We start from the raw sequence: 15,388 nt of genomic DNA on the forward strand, positions 1-15,388 counted from the left end.
CACCCATGACATAGGACACCGGAGCCACCACCGGCACCTCGCCGGCTTCTCCCGGAACACCCTCTCCCCCTGGCGATTCCGGGATCGAGATCTCGACCCGACGACGCTGGCCGCTGATCGTCGGCGCACTGGTCGTGGTCGCCGTCATCGCCGCGGTGATCGGCTGGCGCTTCCTCGGTTCGGACTCGACGTCCCCGAACGAGACCGCCGGTGCGACACTGACCGTCGTCACCGCCGAGGGCAACGCCTCTGAGCAGGCGCTGGTCGAGTTCATCGCTGACGAGGTCGCACCCCGGTACGACATCAAGGTCGCGTTCAAGGGCCTGTCCGACTCCACGACGCTCAACCGCGCGGTCAGCGACGGGGAGGTCGCCGGCACCGTCTATCAGCACAAGCTGTGGCTGTCGCAGGTCCTCGAGGCCAATCCGGACTTCCAGGAGGAAGCCGCGACCCCGGTCTTCCGCTGGGGATTCGGGATCTGGTCGGACAAGTACCGGAATGTTGCCGACCTGCCGCAGAACGCCCGGGTGTCCCTGTACTCCGATCCCGCCAACGAGGCCCAGGGACTGTGGCTGCTCGAGCGCGCCGGACTGATCACGCTCAAGCCCGGTGTGGACAAGTGGAAGGCTACCCAGAAGGACATCGCGACGAACCCGCGCAACCTGCAGTTCGTCCTGCTCGATTTCGCCGCCCAGTCGCGCTCGCTCGCCGACCTCGATGCGACCGTCGGCTACACCGAGTACTACCTCGCCGCGAACATCGACATCGCCAAGCAGATCTATGCTCCGCCCGCTCCGGACGAGTTCGCCGGGCAGCTGACCATCGGGACGAAATGGAAGGACACCGAGAACATCAAAAACCTGGTCGCCGCTTTCAAAGACCCTGCCGTACAGGAGTTCCTGCGCACCGATCCGCGGGTGAAGGGCATCCTGCTGCCCTTGTGAGCAGCAGCAGCGCCGGAGCACACGCCGTCGCCGCACCCGGGTCGCCCATCGCGACCCGGGTGCGGTACGCATAGGCTCACCGCGTGAGCCGCACACATCACGGGCACGGTCACGCGCATTCGCTGTCCGACATCAGCCACACGCTCTCGCCGTTCGCCCGATGGTTCGTCATCGGAACGCTCGCGGTGACCGCGATCGCGGTCGCCGTCGGGATGGTCGTCCTGTGGCCGTCGGACTCCGAGCACCCGATCCCCACCCAGTTCCGGTCCGCCGACGGCGGGCCGATCACGACGGTCGACGGCGAGATCGTGGACCAGTTCCATGCGAACTGCCTCAACTCGGTGGCCGGGTCGGTGCTCGAGACCGCCGACATCCCGGTGAACCCGGTCCCGGGCGGACCGTGCATCCTCAACGCGGTCCGGTTCTCCTCCGGCGAAGCAGCCGGTCAGTACACGGTGTTGGAGATCCCGACGAACCGGGCGCAGGCCGGATCGGGGCCCGACACCGTTGCACCCGCGGCCGGCACCCTCGACGACCCGCAGGCCGGGCAGCCGACGCTGAACGTCGGGGACGGCATCCGGCTCTCGACCGTCCCCGGACCCGACGGCAACCGGTACACCTTCTTCGACTTCCAGCGTGGCTCGGCGATCATCTTCTGGGCCGTGCTGTTCATCGCCGCGATCGTGCTGGTGGCGGCGTGGCGCGGCTTCCGCTCGATCATCGGCCTGGCGATCGCCTTCGGAATCCTCACGGTGTTCACCCTGCCGGCCATCCTCGACGGGGCGTCGCCGGTCGCGGTGGCGATGGTCTCGTCGGCGGCGATCCTGTTCGTGGTCCTCTACCTCGCGCACGGGGTGAGCTTGCGGACGAGTTCGGCTCTCCTCGGGACGCTGACTTCCCTTCTCCTCGCCGGCTTTCTGAGTTGGCTCGCCATCCGGACGATGAACCTCACCGGCCTGTCCGGCGATCAGACCACCAATCTGCAGGTGTACCAGGGCAACATCTCGGTCAGCGGCCTCCTGCTCGCCGGGTTCATCATCGGCACCCTCGGCGTGCTCAACGACGTCACGATCACCCAGGCCTCCGCGGCGTTCGAACTGGCCGCGGCCGGCGAACCCTCTCGATTGGCGACCTTCAGCGCCGCGATGCGCGTGGGTCGCGACCACATCGCCAGCACGGTGTACACCCTCGTCTTCGCCTACGCGGGCAGTGCCCTACCGCTGATGCTGTTGTTCTCGGTGGCCCAGCAACCGCTGGGCGGACTGCTCACGACCGACGTCGTCGCGGTGGAGCTGGCCCGGTCCTTCGTCGGCGGTATCGCGATCGCGCTGTCGGTTCCGTTGACGACGGCCATCGCCGCCGCGCTCACCACTCCGGCGGGCGCGGCACGGACGACCGCCGCGCACGCCGCGGCCGGATGACGGTCAGCACCTGCCCTTCGGCAGGTCGGCCAGATTCTTGCCGAGCCAGTTGCCCAGGCGCGTCAGCATCTTGGTGCCATCGGTGAACGACCCGCTACGCGGTATCGCGGCCATCGACACCGCCACCTGACCGCCGGTCGTGCTGATGATGCCCAGCTGGCGGACGAGGTGCGCCGACGATTTCGACGTCGCCGGACCCCACCCGCCCTTGACCGCGGTCACCGCACCCTGATTGCGTCCCACCTTCGCGATGCCCCATTGCTGATTCGGGGCGACCCCGCTCATCAGCCGGACGATGTGCTCGCTGCCGGGGAGGCACGGCAGGTGGGCACCGAAGATCGCCTGGTCGCGCAATGCCCACGACGTGTGTCCGGGGTACGACGGCGGGTTGTCGACCTCGGAGGACACATGTGTCCGGACATCGTGACCTTCGCGCAGGACTGCGCTGACGGCATCGACGGAAGCCTGTCCGCCACCGAGCACCCCCCACAGCTCGCCGGCGGCGTCGTTGTCGGAGAACGTGATCGCCTTGTCCTCCATCGCGGCGACCGCCGGCCCGCGCTCGCGTTGCGCGGCCAGCGAGACCGGGACCTTCATCGTCGACCACGCGCGCCCCGATTTGAGCGATCCGAGGGATATGACCTCATCGCCGCCAACCGGCACGATCGCGATCCCGAGCTGTCCGGGCAACGACTTCCGCATCGACTTCGTCAAGGCGGCATAGCTCCTCGCCAGCTTCTTGTCGAGCGGCTCGGGCGGTTTGAACCACGTCGCGAAGGGCTCCGGCAACGGCGGCAGCACGGGGAGCGGTATCGCCGTCGCCGAGCCCGCACCGATCACGACCGACATCGCAACCGCGCAGAACACCACGCCGATCCTTGTCACAACTTTCACAATTGTCTCCTGAGTCACTCCAGTCACATGAGCCTAGGGTGGTTCGGGAGCATGGACCAGGCTGTATACCCAATCGGAACCTTGCTGCGACCGGTGTCACATCTGACCACCGGAGACGTCAGGCGGGGCAGCGACCGCGCGGAAGGGCGGCCAGGTTCGTGTCGAGCCAGTTGGCCACCGAGTTCAGCGCCGCGATCCCGCCGGACATCGAGCCCCCGACCGCGCTCATGGCCACCGCGGTTCGTTGGCCGTCGCGAAAGGAGAGGATTCCGATCTGTCGGACGAGGTATCCGTCGGTCATCCCGGGACCCCAGCCGCCCTTGACTGCGGTCGCGCGCGGTGCCGGCATGATCTCGATGCCCCACTGCTGGTTTCCGGACACCCGGCCCATGAGCGCGACCACGTTCCGCGCACCGGTGATGCACGGCAGTCCGGCGGTGAAGGTCGCCGCGTCGGGCAACGACCACACGGTCTGCCCGAAGACGGTGAAGCCCGCACGACGCTGCGTCGCCGGGACCACCGTCGTGGAGTCGCCACCATCACGCAGCACCGCCGTCACCGCGCCGGCCGCGGCCTGTCCGCCGCCGAGCGAGGACCAGAGGCTTTCGGCAGCGGCGTTGTCGGAGTCGACGATCGCGGCGCGCGCCGCCGGACTCGGGCCGTTGGCGCGTTCCGCAGCCACGGCCAGCGGAACCTTGATCGTCGACCAGGCCACCCTGGGCATGTCGTCACCGAGCGTCAGCGCCGGGACGACCTGCCCGCCGACGGGTGCGATCGCGATACCGACGGTCAGTCCCGTCGACGCCGCGACCTTCCCGAATGCGGCGGCCAGTCCCCCGTACGACGCACGTGGGACCGTCGGCGACGAGGCCGGCGCGTTCGGGCCGGGCCCGGCGGATATCGATACAGACGAGTCCGCGGTCACCGTCACGGTGACCGGGTCGATGGGCTCCGGATCGGGGTCGCCCGCGCATCCCGCGAGGAGCGCAATGGCGCCGAGTACGACGATCCCTCGGGTCCTCAGAGTCGGCGTGTGTCGTGACAACCGGTCGGCGATCCCCATCAGTAGATGTGCACCACAGCGTCATTGCCTCCACGGCACGCGACGATCGCGCCCTCGGGTACACAGTTCATCGCATAGGCCTGGCCGGTGACCGGGCTGATCGCGACGACCACACGCGGCGCCCGCGCGGCACCGGAACTCGTATACGCGTCGCGGACCGCGAACGCGAACGGGCAACTGGTCACCGGCGAACCGATCCCGACCGTCGCATCGCACGGGCTCGAACCCGGTGGCGGTGCGGCCGGGGCGGCGGGTGCCGGCGGTACGTTCTGGACGGTCGGCGGGGGTGCGACCGTCTCTGTCACCGTGGGCGTCGTCGGTTCGTCGTCGGCCCGGGTCGTGGTGTCGTCGCCCGAGCCTGCGATCAGGACCCCGCCGAGGACGGCGAGTCCGACGAGAGCCACCCCGATCAGCGCGATGAGGACCGGAATAGCTGCCGAGCGCCGCCGTGGCGGTGGATATGCGGGCGGATATCCCGATGGTCCGTACGCCGAGGCGCCGGCGTAAGGACCCGAAAAGTCCGATGGACGCCCACGATCGGGACCCACGGGGTACTGAGCGCCCGAGAACTGCTGCGGCCCCGCGTAATTGAGTGGCCCCGAGAACTGTTGCGGGCCGGAGAACTGCTGTGGCCCCGAGAACTGTTGCGGCCCCGAGAACTGCGTGGTCCCGGCTCCGGTCTCGGGGCCAGTCGTGTGTCGCACCAGTGTCGGCTCGTACACGGGGTCGGTGGGGGCGATGACCGTGTCGGGAGCTCGGACGACACCGGTCGGCGCTTCCGGTGGCACGGGCGGCGGATCGACGAGACCCGGCTCCGACCGGCCCGCGTCTCGAGCATCACCTCCAGCCCCCGGATCCTGCCGGCCTCCGACGAGCGCTGCGCGGGCCGCACGGGCGAGCGCGACCGCGGAATCGTGACGCGATGCGGGATCGGCCGCGAGGGCCGTGCGGATCACCCCGTCCATCGCGGGCGGCACGTCGGCGTTCACCGCGCTCGGCGACGGAGGTGGTGACAGCACCGCCGCCTTGATCGCGGCACTCACCGTCGTCGCCGGATGCGGGACCCGGCCGGTCAGACACTCGAAGAGCACACACGCCAGGGCGTAGATGTCGCTGGCCGCGCTGACCTGCGCAGCGTCGAACAGCTCCGGGGCCATGTACGCGATCGATCCGACAGCCGTACCGGCCTGGGTGAGATGGGTGTCCTCGGCGGCATGGGCGATACCGAAATCGACGAGATAGGCGAAGTCGTTGGCGCCGACGAGGATGTTCTCCGGCTTGATGTCGCGGTGCACAAGCCCCTCGGCATGCGCGGCATCGAGCGCTGCGGCCACCTGTTCGACGATCGACACGGCGCGTTCGGGGGCAAGTCGGGTGTCGCGGGTGAGCAACGCGCGCAGGTCCTCGCCGACAACCAGGCGCATGTCGATGAACAACACCCCGTCGATCTCACCCCAGTCGTGGATCGGAATGACGTGCGGTTCACCGAGGCGGGCCGCGGCATGCGATTCACGACGAAACCGCTCCTGGTACATCGGATCGTGGGCCAGCCCCGGATTGAGCAGCTTGAGGGCGACGACCCGGTCCTTTGTCGTGTCGTACGCGCGGTAGACCTCACCCATCCCGCCACGGCCCAGCAACTCGTCGAGGCGGTACGGCCCGAACTGTGTGTTGACCCGACTCCCACCCATACGCAGGAGCATATGCCCCCAATCGGACACCGTCTGTCGGCCGCTTGATCGCAACTTCCGAGGCCGGCTGTCGCGTCGTGCGCGCGGAGGTCGCCGGCGCGCATGACTACGCTGTGCGTCGTGGCGCCGTGAACTCGGCGGGACCACTTCGGCCTGCCCGCTTCGCTCCCGGCGCCAGGACGGATTCGGCCCGCCCGCTTCGCTCCCGGCGCCAGGACCACTTCGGCCCGCTCGCTTCGCTCCCGGCGCCAGGACGGCTTCGGCCCGCCCGCTTCGCTCCCGGCGCCAGGACGGCTTCGGCCCGCCCGCTTCGCTCCCGGCGCCAGGACGGCTTCGGCCCGCCCGCTTCGCTCCCGGCGCCAGGCGCCCCGACCCATGTGAGGAATCACCCGGACATGTCTGCTCTGACCAAAGGCCAGAACGGCCCGTTGTCGACCCCCGATGTCGTCATCTCCGTGGAGCTCGCGACGGCCGCCGACCTGTCGGCCCTCCTGGTGACCGACCGCGGCGTGGTCCGCACCGACGACGACTTCGTCTTCTACAACCAGCCCTTGGGACCGGGCGTCCGGCTGCAGCAGGTTCCCGGAGGTACGGCGCAACTGCACATCTCGACCGGCGCCATCCCAGCGGACATCGACGCGGTACGCGCGGTGATCACCCTCGACGATGCGTCGACGACCTTCGGGCGGTTCGCGCCGCCGCTCGCGCGGGTCGCCGACTCCGCCGGGCGCCCGCTGTACGACTTCACCGTCACCGGTCTCACCACCGAGTCCGTCGTCGTCGCGCTGGAGGTGTACCGGCGCAACGACGACTGGAAGGTCCGGGCGGTCGGTCAGGGGTACGCGGGTGGTTTCGCCGATCTCGTCCGTGACCACGGGGTCAGCGTCGACGACGAACCACAGGCGGCACCGACCCCGCCCGCACCGGTCAGCTACTCGCGTCCGTCCGCGCCCACGCCGCCCCCGGCCCCGCCACAGCCCACCGCCCCGCCGCAGCCCGCGACTGCACCGCCCTCCCCGACCCCGACCGCCTCCCCGGAGATCAGCCTCCGCAAGGGTGCGCCGGTCAGCCTGGCCAAGGGACAGCGGGTCACTCTGCGCAAGGAGGGCGGAGTGGCGCTCACCGACATCCAGATGGGGTTGGGGTGGGACCCGGTGCGCGGGGGATTCGGTCGCGGGGGCTCGATCGACCTCGACGCCTCGGTCCTCATGTTCTCGGGTGAGAAATGCGTCGAGACCGTCTACTACGGTCATCTCAACAGCAAGAGCCGCTCGATCCTGCACTCCGGGGACAACCTCACCGGCGAGGGCGAGGGCGACGACGAGGTCATCCGCGTTGCGCTGCAGTCGGTTCCACCCGAGGTCGACGCGCTGGTGTTCATCGTGACGTCCTACCGGGGCCACACATTCGAAAAGATCGAGAACGCATACTGCCGGCTCGTCGACGAGACGACGTCCGCCGAGCTGGCCCGCTACACACTCAAGGGCGGTATGCCGTTCACCGCGGTCGCGATGGCCGTCATCTCCCGCGACGGCGGCGAATGGAAGCTGCGCGCGATCGGCGAGGGATTCAACGCGAAGACACCGAAGAAGGCCGTGTCACACGTCGGCCGCTTCCTCTGACGCCGATCAGTCAGATCACGCCATGCAGTGGCGGTTCCTCGCCGCGCAACACCCAGCGACCGATGTGCTGGTACTTCCACCGGACGGGATCGTGCAACGTGTGTGTCCGGGCGTCACGCCAGTAGCGATCGAGACCGCTTCCGGCTGCGGCGCTGCGGGTCCCACTCACCTCGAACAGCGCCGACGACACCGGGGTGGCAACACGATCGGCCACCGCCTTGGCCGTCGCGACAGCGATCGAGGCCTCCGCGACAGCGGTCGACGAGACGGCGACGTCGGTACGGCCCGACCGGCCCGACGCTGCGCCGACGGCCGTGTCGACCCGGCGCCCGGCGGCGGCGAGAGTCGCCTCCGCGGTCGCCACGTCGACCTCCAGCTCGCCGAAACGCTGCACCACGAGCGGATCGTCGACGGCGCGGTCCACACCGGCCTCGAACCACGGACGGGACTTGGTGCGCACGAACTCCGATGCCTCCCGCAGCGCGCCGCGGGCGATACCGACGTCGATCGCCACGTGCAGGAGTTGGGCGAACGCGCCATACCCGGTGGGTGCGGACGTGGCCGGTGCCCGCGCCACCAGGTCCTCGACACCGACGCCCACTCCGGTGAACCGCACGGTGCCCGATCCGGTCGTGCGCTGCCCGACCGCATCCCAGTCGTCGACGATCTCCACGCCGTCGGCGTCGGCCGGGACGAATGCCACGTACTCGCCGGGCGCGAGGTCGCCGGCGGCGACGTCCAGCCTGGCGAGCACGGCGAGCGTGTCCGCGAACAGCGAACCCGTGCAATAGAACTTCTCACCGTCGAGGACGAAACGCCCATCCTCGCCGTCGATCGGGGTCAGCCGCGTCGAGATGTCGGCGACGGTCTTGCCGCCCCGCTCGGACTGGGCATTGGCCACCCGGCCACCGGCGAGCACGTCGGTGAAGATCCGCTCCTGCAACGCATGTCCGGCCGACAGCCGGACGAGGTTGAGATACACGAAGTGGCTGTGCGGGATCTGCGCGATGCTCGCGTCCGCGGCCGCAAGGATCGCCACCACCTCGGCGAGCACGCTGGGCCGCACGTCGAGACCGCCGAATCGCGCGGGGACGGTGAGCGCCAGCAGACCCGACTCCGAGAGCCGGTCGATCTCGGCACGGGGCAACCGCCGTTCGCGGTCCCGTTCGGCGGCCCCCACCGCGAATTCGGCGGCCAGTTCCCGCGCGACGGACAACGCCTCGGCGTCGGTCCCGATTCGCGTGGCGGACCGGGACCGTGCCTGGCTCACTGCGGTCACGCCACTCCCGCAGGGGCCTGGGCAATGTCGCTCTGGGCACCCTCGATCTCACGGACCAGGGGAAGGACTTTCTCGCCGAAGTACTCGATCTCCTCCTGGAAGTGCAGGAAGCCGCCCAGGATGAGGTCGACGCCCAGACGTTTGTAGGCGACGATGCGCTCGGCCACCTGCTCCGGGGTACCGATCAGCTGGGTGCGGAAGCCGTCGTTGTACTGCACGAGGTCCTCGAACGACGAGTCCGCCCACATGCCCTTCTTGTCGCCGGTGGAGTTGCCCGCCTGCTGGACGGCGTCCCGGAAGCCCTCGACCGCCGGACGATTCGCCTTCTCGACGATCTCGCGCAGGGTGTCGCGGGCCTCCTTCTCGGTGTCACGCGCGATGATGAAGCCGTTGAGCCCGAACTTCACCTCGCGCTCGTGAGCGCGTGCGACGGCGCGGAGGTCGTCGAGTTGTTCGGTGACGCCGTCGAAGTCCTTGCCGTTGGAGAAGTACCAGTCCGCATAGCGTCCGCCGTTGTTACGGGCGGCAGAGGAGTTGCCGCCCTGGAACAGCTCCGGGTTCGGACGCTCAGGTGTGTTGAGCGGCTTGGGCTTCAACGTGAAGTCGTGGATCCGGTAGAAGTCTCCGCGGTAGTCGACCTCGTCCTCGGTCCAGATCTTGCGGATGACCTCGAGGAACTCACCGCTGCGCCGGTACCGTTCGTCGTGCTCGAGCCACGGCTCGCCGAGGTGGGTGAACTCGTCCTTGAACCAACCGCTGACGACGTTGATCGCGAAGCGGCCCTTGGACAGATGGTCGGCGGTCGCGCCGAGCTTGGCCAGGACGGCCGGATGCCAGAGACCCGGGTGCACCGCGGCGATCACCTTCAGCCGCTGCGTGGCGAGCAGGAGCGCAAGGCTGAAACTCGTGGACTCGTGCTGGTACTCGGCTCCGTAGCTCGCCTCGTACCGCACCTGCGACAGCGCGTACTCGAAACCGTTGTTCTCGGCGGTCTGTGCGAGTTTGACGTTGTAGTCGTAGTCCCAGCCGGTGCGCTGCTCGATGGTGCTGGTGACCAGACCGCCGCTGACGTTGGGCACCCAGTAGGCGAACTTGATCTGGTCCGCGATGGACTCGGTGGACATAACTACCTCCGCGAGGTGTCGGTGACGTGACTAGGGACGAAAAGGTTTGTCGTTCAGGACGATGCGGCCTGCAGGCGCGGCAGGAACGCGGTGCGCACGGCCTCGGACGGGCCGGCCGAGGCCGGGTCGAGCAGCCCGAGCCGGGCGAGAGCGGGCCGGACACCTTCGCCGAAGTGGTAGGCCTCCTCGAGATGCGGGTAGCCCGACAGGATGAAGTGATCGAGCCCGAGCGCGGCGTACTCGCCGATGAGTGCGGCCACCTCGTCGTACGAACCGACCAGAGCGGTACCGGCGCCGCCTCGGACCAGTCCGACCCCGGCCCACACGCCGGGGTGGATCTCCAGCGAGCGCGGATCGTCGTGGTCGGCGAAACCGGCTCCCCGGCCGTGCAGTTCGGACATGCGTCGCTGCCCCTCGGACTCCGAACGCGCCAGATTCTGTTGGGCGGTGGCGACCTGTGCGGGGTCGAGCGCGCCGAGCAGACGAGCCGCCTCGGCCCAGGCCTGTTCGGACGTCTCGCGTGCGATCACGTGGAATCGGATGCCGTGCGAGAGTTCCCGCCCCTGCGCGGCGGCGAGGCCGTTGACCCAGGCGATCTTCTCGGCGACCGCCTCCGGACGCTCACCCCAGGTGAGGTAGGTGTCGGCGTGCTTGGCAGCGACATCACCAGCGGCCGGCGACGATCCCCCGAAGAAGATCTCGGGAGTCGGGTCGGGGCGTCGTCCGAGCTGCGCGCCTTCGACGCGCAGATACTTGCCCACGACGTCGACGGGTTCTTCCTCGGTCCAGAGCCGGCGGATGATCTCGAGGTATTCGTCGCAGCGCTCGTACCGCGCGTTCTTCGCCAGGAAGTCACCGAAGGCGCGCTGCTCACTCGACTCGCCGCCGGTCACCACGTTGACCAGCAGGCGGCCCTGCGAATGCCATTGGAACGTGGCGGCCATCTGCGCCGCCAGCGTCGGCGAGATGAGTCCGGGACGGAACGCGACCAGGAACTTGAGGCTCTCGGTGGCGTCGATCAACGCCGCCGTGGTCAGCCACGCGTCCTCACACCAGAGACCGGCCGGCGTCAGGACGGCCTCGAAGCCGTTGGCCTCGGCGGCGCCGGCGAGCTGCTTGAGGTACCTCAGATCGGCCGGGCGGTCCCCTGTCATCTGGCTGCCGTGTCCGCCGGCGATCAGGTTGCGCGAGTCGCCGTAGGTGGGCAGGAACCAGTGGAAATGCAGAGACACCGCGAGGGCACCTTTCGGTCGGGGCAGCATGACGCGAGCACGACACCGCCACCAGGACTGCCGGCGGTGTCTCGGCCCAGTGTCGGGCACCATCACGACGACGGACCACAGTTGAAATCGCCCTGAGGCCAACTCGACAACCGCCGGTCCCGAGAGCTACGAGGCCGGTGCGCCGCTGGTCAGACCCCCGCAGCTCACTCCGACGACGGGCGCCACTGGCCCATACCGAGGAACACCATCACCAGCTGCCGCTCGGTCCGCTCGACGATCTCCTGTTCGGCGCCACGACCGCGGTACTCACCGTCGAGCAGATCGGCCACCGCGGTGAGCATGATGGTCACGATCAGTTCGGCCGCGAGTTCGAGGTCGTCGGGCTGCCACCGCGCCAGGTCGGGCAGGCGGGCGAGATCGATCGCGAGTTCTTTGGAGAACAACCGGAGTTCGGTGTCGATGGCACGACGGATCTCGGCGATACCGCCGTGCTGTTCACGCACCAGGAACCGGAACTGCGATTCGTTCTCGCGAACGTGTCGCAGCAAGATGGCCAGCGAGTTCTGCGCGGTCGGGAGGGCCTCGCGCGCCGCCAGGTCGCGTCGCCCGTCGCGCAGCGCCCTGCGCAGGACGCGCATCGAGTCCTCGACGACGGTGACCCCGAGATCCTCCATCGACGCGAAGTGGCGATAGAAGGCGGTCGGCACGATTCCGGCACCGCGGGCGACCTCGCGGAGGCTGATGCTGCCGAAGCTGCGCTCACCGACAAGTGACCGCGTGGTGTCCAGCAGCGCCTGGCGCGTCTGGTTCTTGCGGTCCGCACGCGTCTGCGCGTCGCGCCGTCCCGACTCTCGCGTGCGTGTCACGCACCCGAGTCTATGCGTCGCGTCGATCGCCGACCCGAACCGGCCGAGAGGTGTCGTGATGGCAGTCACATGACCGAACACTTGACGACCACCCGTGGCCCCGTGACACACTAATCGGTGTACACATGTACACCGAAATACATCGAACGGAGCCCAGCCCATGAGCATCCGCACACCCCAGGAGCTGACCCACTCCGACTCCGGCGCCGCACCTGGCCGATGGAGCCGCCTGGTCGGTTCGATCGTCGAGGCAGCGCTGTCGCCGCATCCGGTCGACCGCTACCTCGAACTGCTCGACCCGATGATCACCTGGCGCGATCTGCGGGGCGAGATCACCCGTGTCGAGCGTCCGACGTCGCGCACCGTACGTCTCACCATCCGCCCGACACGGCAGTGGCAAGGCCACGAAGCCGGCCAGTTCGTGCAGCTCAAGGTCGTCATCGACGGCGTCCGACATACCCGCTGTTTCTCGCCGGCCAATGCGGCCGCGGGTCCGGACGGCGAGATCGAACTGACGATCACCGCCCACGACGACGGTTTCGTGTCCACCCACCTGCGCGAGCACGCCCGCGCCGGGGACGTCGTCGGCCTGTCAGCCGCGAGCGGCGACTTCCTGCTCCCGGAGACCGATCCGACATCGGCGGTCTTCGTCAGCGGCGGCAGTGGGATTACACCTGTACTCTCGATGGCCAGAACACTCGTCTCCCGACAGTACGCCGGACCGATCACGTTCGTGCACTACGCGCGCACCCCGTCCGACGTCGCCTACCGGGACGCACTGCAGGAGCTGGCAGCAGCCCATCCCCGGTTCGACCTCCGCCTGCACCACACCCGTGACGAGGCCGACGGGCACTTCACCGCGGAGCACCTCGACGGGATCCCCGGACTGTCCGACGCGGACGTGTTCGTCTGCGGCCCGGCCGCACTGATGGACGAGGTCGCACGAGCTCACGCCGACCTCGCCATCACGCAACCGCTGCACAGTGAGGCGTTCGCCCCGGTCGTTCCGGAGGTCGACCCGGACTCCGTCGAGGGCGAGATCACGTTCTCCTCGTCGGGGGCGGCGGCGACCAACGACGGCCGTCCCATCCTCGACCAGGCCGAGGCCGCCGGACTCACGCCCGACTCCGGGTGCCGGATGGGCATCTGCTTCTCCTGCACCGCGACGAAGAAGTCGGGTTGCACCCGCAACGTACTGACCGGCGAGATCGACGACGAGTCCGACACCCAGATCCAGTTGTGCATCAACGCCCCGGTCGGTTCCGTCGACATCGACATCTGACGTCCGCGAGCCGGCATCGACATCCACTTTTCCCAGCCACATCTCCTCTCCGACAGGAGGCACTGCAATGACCATCGACATCAGCCGTGACATCGAGACCACGATCCCCGACGAGCTGCCCGCGCTGCGGGAGGCCACCGTCCACGACGCCGCGCAGGACCCCAACACCGTCATCCTGTCCTACGAGCAGGTCGAGTCGCTGGGACGCGACCTCGACGAACTCCGTGCCCGCATCGTCGCCGACCTCGGCCAGAAGGACCGCGATTACCTCTACTCGGTGATCCGTGCCCAGCGCGGCTTCGAGATCGGCGGTCGCGCGCTCATGTATCTCGGGTTCTTCCCGCCGGCGTGGATCGCCGCCGTGGGCGCCCTCTCGGTGTCGAAGATCCTCGACAACATGGAGATCGGCCACAACGTCATGCACGGCCAGTACGACTGGATGCGCGAGGACACCTACAACTCCCGCGAATTCGAGTGGGACACCGTGTGTCCGGCCGACCAGTGGAAGCACAGCCACAACTACCTGCACCACACGTTCACGAACATCCTCGGCGAGGACCGCGACATCGGCTACGGCATCCTCCGGATGGCTCGCGACCAGAAGTGGAATCCCTACTACCTGGGCAACCTCGGCTATGCGACGGCCCTCATGCTGCTGTTCGAGTGGGGCGTCATGCTCCATGACCTCGAGGCCGAGAACGTCATCCAGGGCAAGCGCAAGTGGAGCGACATCAAGGGACTCGTGAAGGGGATGTGGCGCAAGGCCGGTCGCCAGGTCCTGAAGGACTACGTCGTGTTCCCGGCGCTCACCGGGCCGCTGTTCGTCCCCACGCTGATCGGCAACGCCACCGCCAACCTGGTGCGCAACGTCTGGACGTACTCGATCATCTTCTGCGGCCACTTCCCCACCGGCGCTCAGACTTTCACGTCCGAGGAATGCCAGAACGAGACCCGCGGCCAGTGGTACCTGCGGCAGATGCTCGGGTCGGCGAACATCACCGGAAGTCCGTTGTTCCACATCATGAGCGGCAATCTGTCTCATCAGATCGAACACCACCTCTACCCAGACATCCCGGCGAGCCGCTACCCGGAGATGTCGGCCGAGGTACGCGAGATCTGTGAACGCTACGGCCTGCCGTACAACACCGGGTCGTTCAGTCATCAGCTCGCGTCCACGTGGAAGAAGATCGCCAAGCTCTCACTGCCCAACTGGATGACACGCGACGACGACGATCTGACCGTGATCGTCGAGCGCGAGAAGCCCGGTGCCGTCGCCTGAAGAACAGTTCTGAGACGGTTTGATCGGTGTGCCCCGGGGTAGTCTCGGGGCACACCGATCCAGTCGTAAGTCCACAACCGACTCAAAAGGGGATGCCCGAGACGATGGTCGACAGCATCGAACGCAACAAGGATCTGTTCCAGGAATTGATCGAATCAACGGCCACTCACGTCGGCCGGATCGCGACGATCATCACCGGCGCCGTCGCGGGCGTGACCCGGGAGATCGGTGAGATCGTGACCGACGGGTTCGAGATGCGTGAGGCCGCCCGCAAGGCCAAGGCCGACGCGGGGTCGGCGGAGACCTTCGGCATCATCGATGCCGAGTTCGCGGACGCATCCACCGAGGTCGACGAAACAGATCCGTTTGCCGAATCCGAACAGGCGAGAGAGGTGACCGGAGTGGACATGGACGAACTCCCCGACCGCATCGACGTCGGCGAACAGGCCGGGATCGACCAGGAGGGCGAGGTCTCTCGTGAGGCCGAACTCGCCTCCGACGGCGGCGAGACCGACAAGGACGAGCCGGACGTCGACGATCCCCGCACCGTCGCGGCCTCGGAACCGCGGATGGACCCGACCGCAGGGTCCTGACGTCAGGGCCCTGACCGGGCCTTATCGGATCACGCTGGGCACAATCGTTGCCCACGACGACGACCGCACGTACGTTGGTGGCGGTTGTCCCTGCTCTCTCGGAGGTT

Annotated in this window: 13 protein-coding genes; 6 read left to right on the plus strand and 7 right to left on the minus strand. The window is 68.2% G+C overall.

Going from position 1 to position 15,388, the window contains the following annotated elements:
- The first annotated feature begins 83 nt into the window (after positions 1 to 83).
- Together AMD30_RS05530 and AMD30_RS05535 are read left to right on the plus strand one after the other, a co-directional pair.
- Positions 84 to 944: a MetQ/NlpA family ABC transporter substrate-binding protein gene (locus AMD30_RS05530; RefSeq protein ID WP_055474940.1), complete on the plus strand. Its 861-nt coding sequence runs from the start codon at positions 84 to 86 to the stop codon at positions 942 to 944.
- A gap of 83 nt (positions 945 to 1,027) precedes the next feature.
- Positions 1,028 to 2,365, plus strand: a complete 1,338-nt coding sequence (locus AMD30_RS05535; RefSeq protein WP_010841753.1) for a YibE/F family protein — start codon at positions 1,028 to 1,030, stop codon at positions 2,363 to 2,365.
- A gap of 3 nt (positions 2,366 to 2,368) precedes the next feature.
- On the opposite strand, the gene AMD30_RS05540 is transcribed toward AMD30_RS05535, so the two are convergent.
- From AMD30_RS05540 to AMD30_RS05550, 3 genes are all read right to left on the minus strand, one after another.
- Positions 2,369 to 3,214, minus strand: coding sequence for a hypothetical protein (locus tag AMD30_RS05540; RefSeq protein ID WP_197282747.1), 846 nt, complete (start codon positions 3,212 to 3,214; stop codon positions 2,369 to 2,371).
- 163 nt (positions 3,215 to 3,377) lie between these two features.
- Positions 3,378 to 4,322 (minus strand): hypothetical protein, encoded by a 945-nt coding sequence (locus AMD30_RS05545; RefSeq protein ID WP_055474942.1) that lies wholly within the window; start codon positions 4,320 to 4,322, stop codon positions 3,378 to 3,380.
- Positions 4,322 to 6,013 carry a serine/threonine-protein kinase gene (locus AMD30_RS05550; RefSeq protein ID WP_055474943.1) on the minus strand — a complete coding sequence of 564 codons (1,692 nt, stop codon included), beginning with the start codon at positions 6,011 to 6,013 and terminating at the stop codon, positions 4,322 to 4,324. The genes AMD30_RS05545 and AMD30_RS05550 overlap by 1 nt, the downstream gene beginning before the upstream one ends.
- Positions 6,014 to 6,408: 395 nt before the next feature.
- Between AMD30_RS05550 and AMD30_RS05555 the strand changes: the two genes are divergently transcribed.
- Positions 6,409 to 7,635, plus strand: coding sequence for a TerD family protein (locus AMD30_RS05555; RefSeq protein ID WP_055474944.1), 1,227 nt, complete (start codon positions 6,409 to 6,411; stop codon positions 7,633 to 7,635).
- Between the two features lie 10 nt (positions 7,636 to 7,645).
- Here the strand turns inward: AMD30_RS05555 and AMD30_RS05560 are convergent, their stop codons facing one another.
- The 4 genes from AMD30_RS05560 to AMD30_RS05575 all read right to left on the minus strand — a co-directional run bounded on the left by AMD30_RS05560 (position 7,646) and on the right by AMD30_RS05575 (position 12,127).
- Positions 7,646 to 8,914, minus strand: a complete 1,269-nt coding sequence (locus AMD30_RS05560; RefSeq protein ID WP_055474945.1) for an SfnB family sulfur acquisition oxidoreductase — start codon at positions 8,912 to 8,914, stop codon at positions 7,646 to 7,648.
- The gene (gene sfnG / locus AMD30_RS05565; protein ID WP_055474946.1) at positions 8,911 to 10,038 is read right to left on the minus strand and encodes a dimethylsulfone monooxygenase SfnG; all 1,128 of its coding nucleotides are present in this window, start codon (positions 10,036 to 10,038) and stop codon (positions 8,911 to 8,913) included. Before sfnG ends, AMD30_RS05560 begins: the two co-directional genes overlap by 4 nt.
- A 53-nt stretch (positions 10,039 to 10,091) precedes the next feature.
- Positions 10,092 to 11,270: an LLM class flavin-dependent oxidoreductase gene (locus tag AMD30_RS05570; RefSeq protein ID WP_035717112.1), complete on the minus strand. Its 1,179-nt coding sequence runs from the start codon at positions 11,268 to 11,270 to the stop codon at positions 10,092 to 10,094.
- 194 nt (positions 11,271 to 11,464) lie between these two features.
- Positions 11,465 to 12,127, minus strand: coding sequence for a TetR family transcriptional regulator (locus AMD30_RS05575; protein ID WP_014926048.1), 663 nt, complete (start codon positions 12,125 to 12,127; stop codon positions 11,465 to 11,467).
- A 160-nt stretch (positions 12,128 to 12,287) separates the two neighbouring features.
- Here AMD30_RS05575 and AMD30_RS05580 point away from each other — a divergent pair, with 160 nt between their 5' ends.
- The 3 genes from AMD30_RS05580 to AMD30_RS05590 all read left to right on the plus strand — a co-directional run bounded on the left by AMD30_RS05580 (position 12,288) and on the right by AMD30_RS05590 (position 15,281).
- Complete coding sequence (locus AMD30_RS05580) at positions 12,288 to 13,409, plus strand: ferredoxin reductase (protein WP_055474947.1); 1,122 nt, start codon at positions 12,288 to 12,290, stop codon at positions 13,407 to 13,409.
- Between the two features lie 67 nt (positions 13,410 to 13,476).
- Positions 13,477 to 14,688 carry a fatty acid desaturase family protein gene (locus AMD30_RS05585; RefSeq protein ID WP_055474948.1) on the plus strand — a complete coding sequence of 404 codons (1,212 nt, stop codon included), beginning with the start codon at positions 13,477 to 13,479 and terminating at the stop codon, positions 14,686 to 14,688.
- Between the two features lie 104 nt (positions 14,689 to 14,792).
- On the plus strand, positions 14,793 to 15,281 hold the full coding sequence (locus AMD30_RS05590; RefSeq protein WP_035717111.1) for a hypothetical protein: 489 nt from the start codon (positions 14,793 to 14,795) through the stop codon (positions 15,279 to 15,281).
- The last annotated feature ends 107 nt before the right edge of the window (positions 15,282 to 15,388 follow it).

Origin of the sequence: Gordonia sp. HS-NH1 (genome assembly GCF_001418765.1) — a bacterium.
Classification (GTDB): Bacteria; Actinomycetota; Actinomycetes; order Mycobacteriales; family Mycobacteriaceae; genus Gordonia.

What these genes read in the sequence shown, in the direction of transcription:
- sfnG (WP_055474946.1), bottom strand. Translation starts at nt 10,038, where the DNA reads ATGTCCACCGAGTCCATCGCGGACCAGATCAAGTTCGCCTACTGGGTG.
- AMD30_RS05540 (WP_197282747.1), bottom strand. Translation starts at nt 3,214, where the DNA reads ATGTCGGTCGTGATCGGTGCGGGCTCGGCGACGGCGATACCGCTCCCC.
- AMD30_RS05545 (WP_055474942.1), bottom strand. Translation starts at nt 4,322, where the DNA reads ATGGGGATCGCCGACCGGTTGTCACGACACACGCCGACTCTGAGGACC.
- AMD30_RS05590 (WP_035717111.1), top strand. Translation starts at nt 14,793, where the DNA reads ATGGTCGACAGCATCGAACGCAACAAGGATCTGTTCCAGGAATTGATC.
- AMD30_RS05580 (WP_055474947.1), top strand. Translation starts at nt 12,288, where the DNA reads ATGAGCATCCGCACACCCCAGGAGCTGACCCACTCCGACTCCGGCGCC.
- AMD30_RS05555 (WP_055474944.1), top strand. Translation starts at nt 6,409, where the DNA reads ATGTCTGCTCTGACCAAAGGCCAGAACGGCCCGTTGTCGACCCCCGAT.
- AMD30_RS05550 (WP_055474943.1), bottom strand. Translation starts at nt 6,013, where the DNA reads ATGGGTGGGAGTCGGGTCAACACACAGTTCGGGCCGTACCGCCTCGAC.
- AMD30_RS05585 (WP_055474948.1), top strand. Translation starts at nt 13,477, where the DNA reads ATGACCATCGACATCAGCCGTGACATCGAGACCACGATCCCCGACGAG.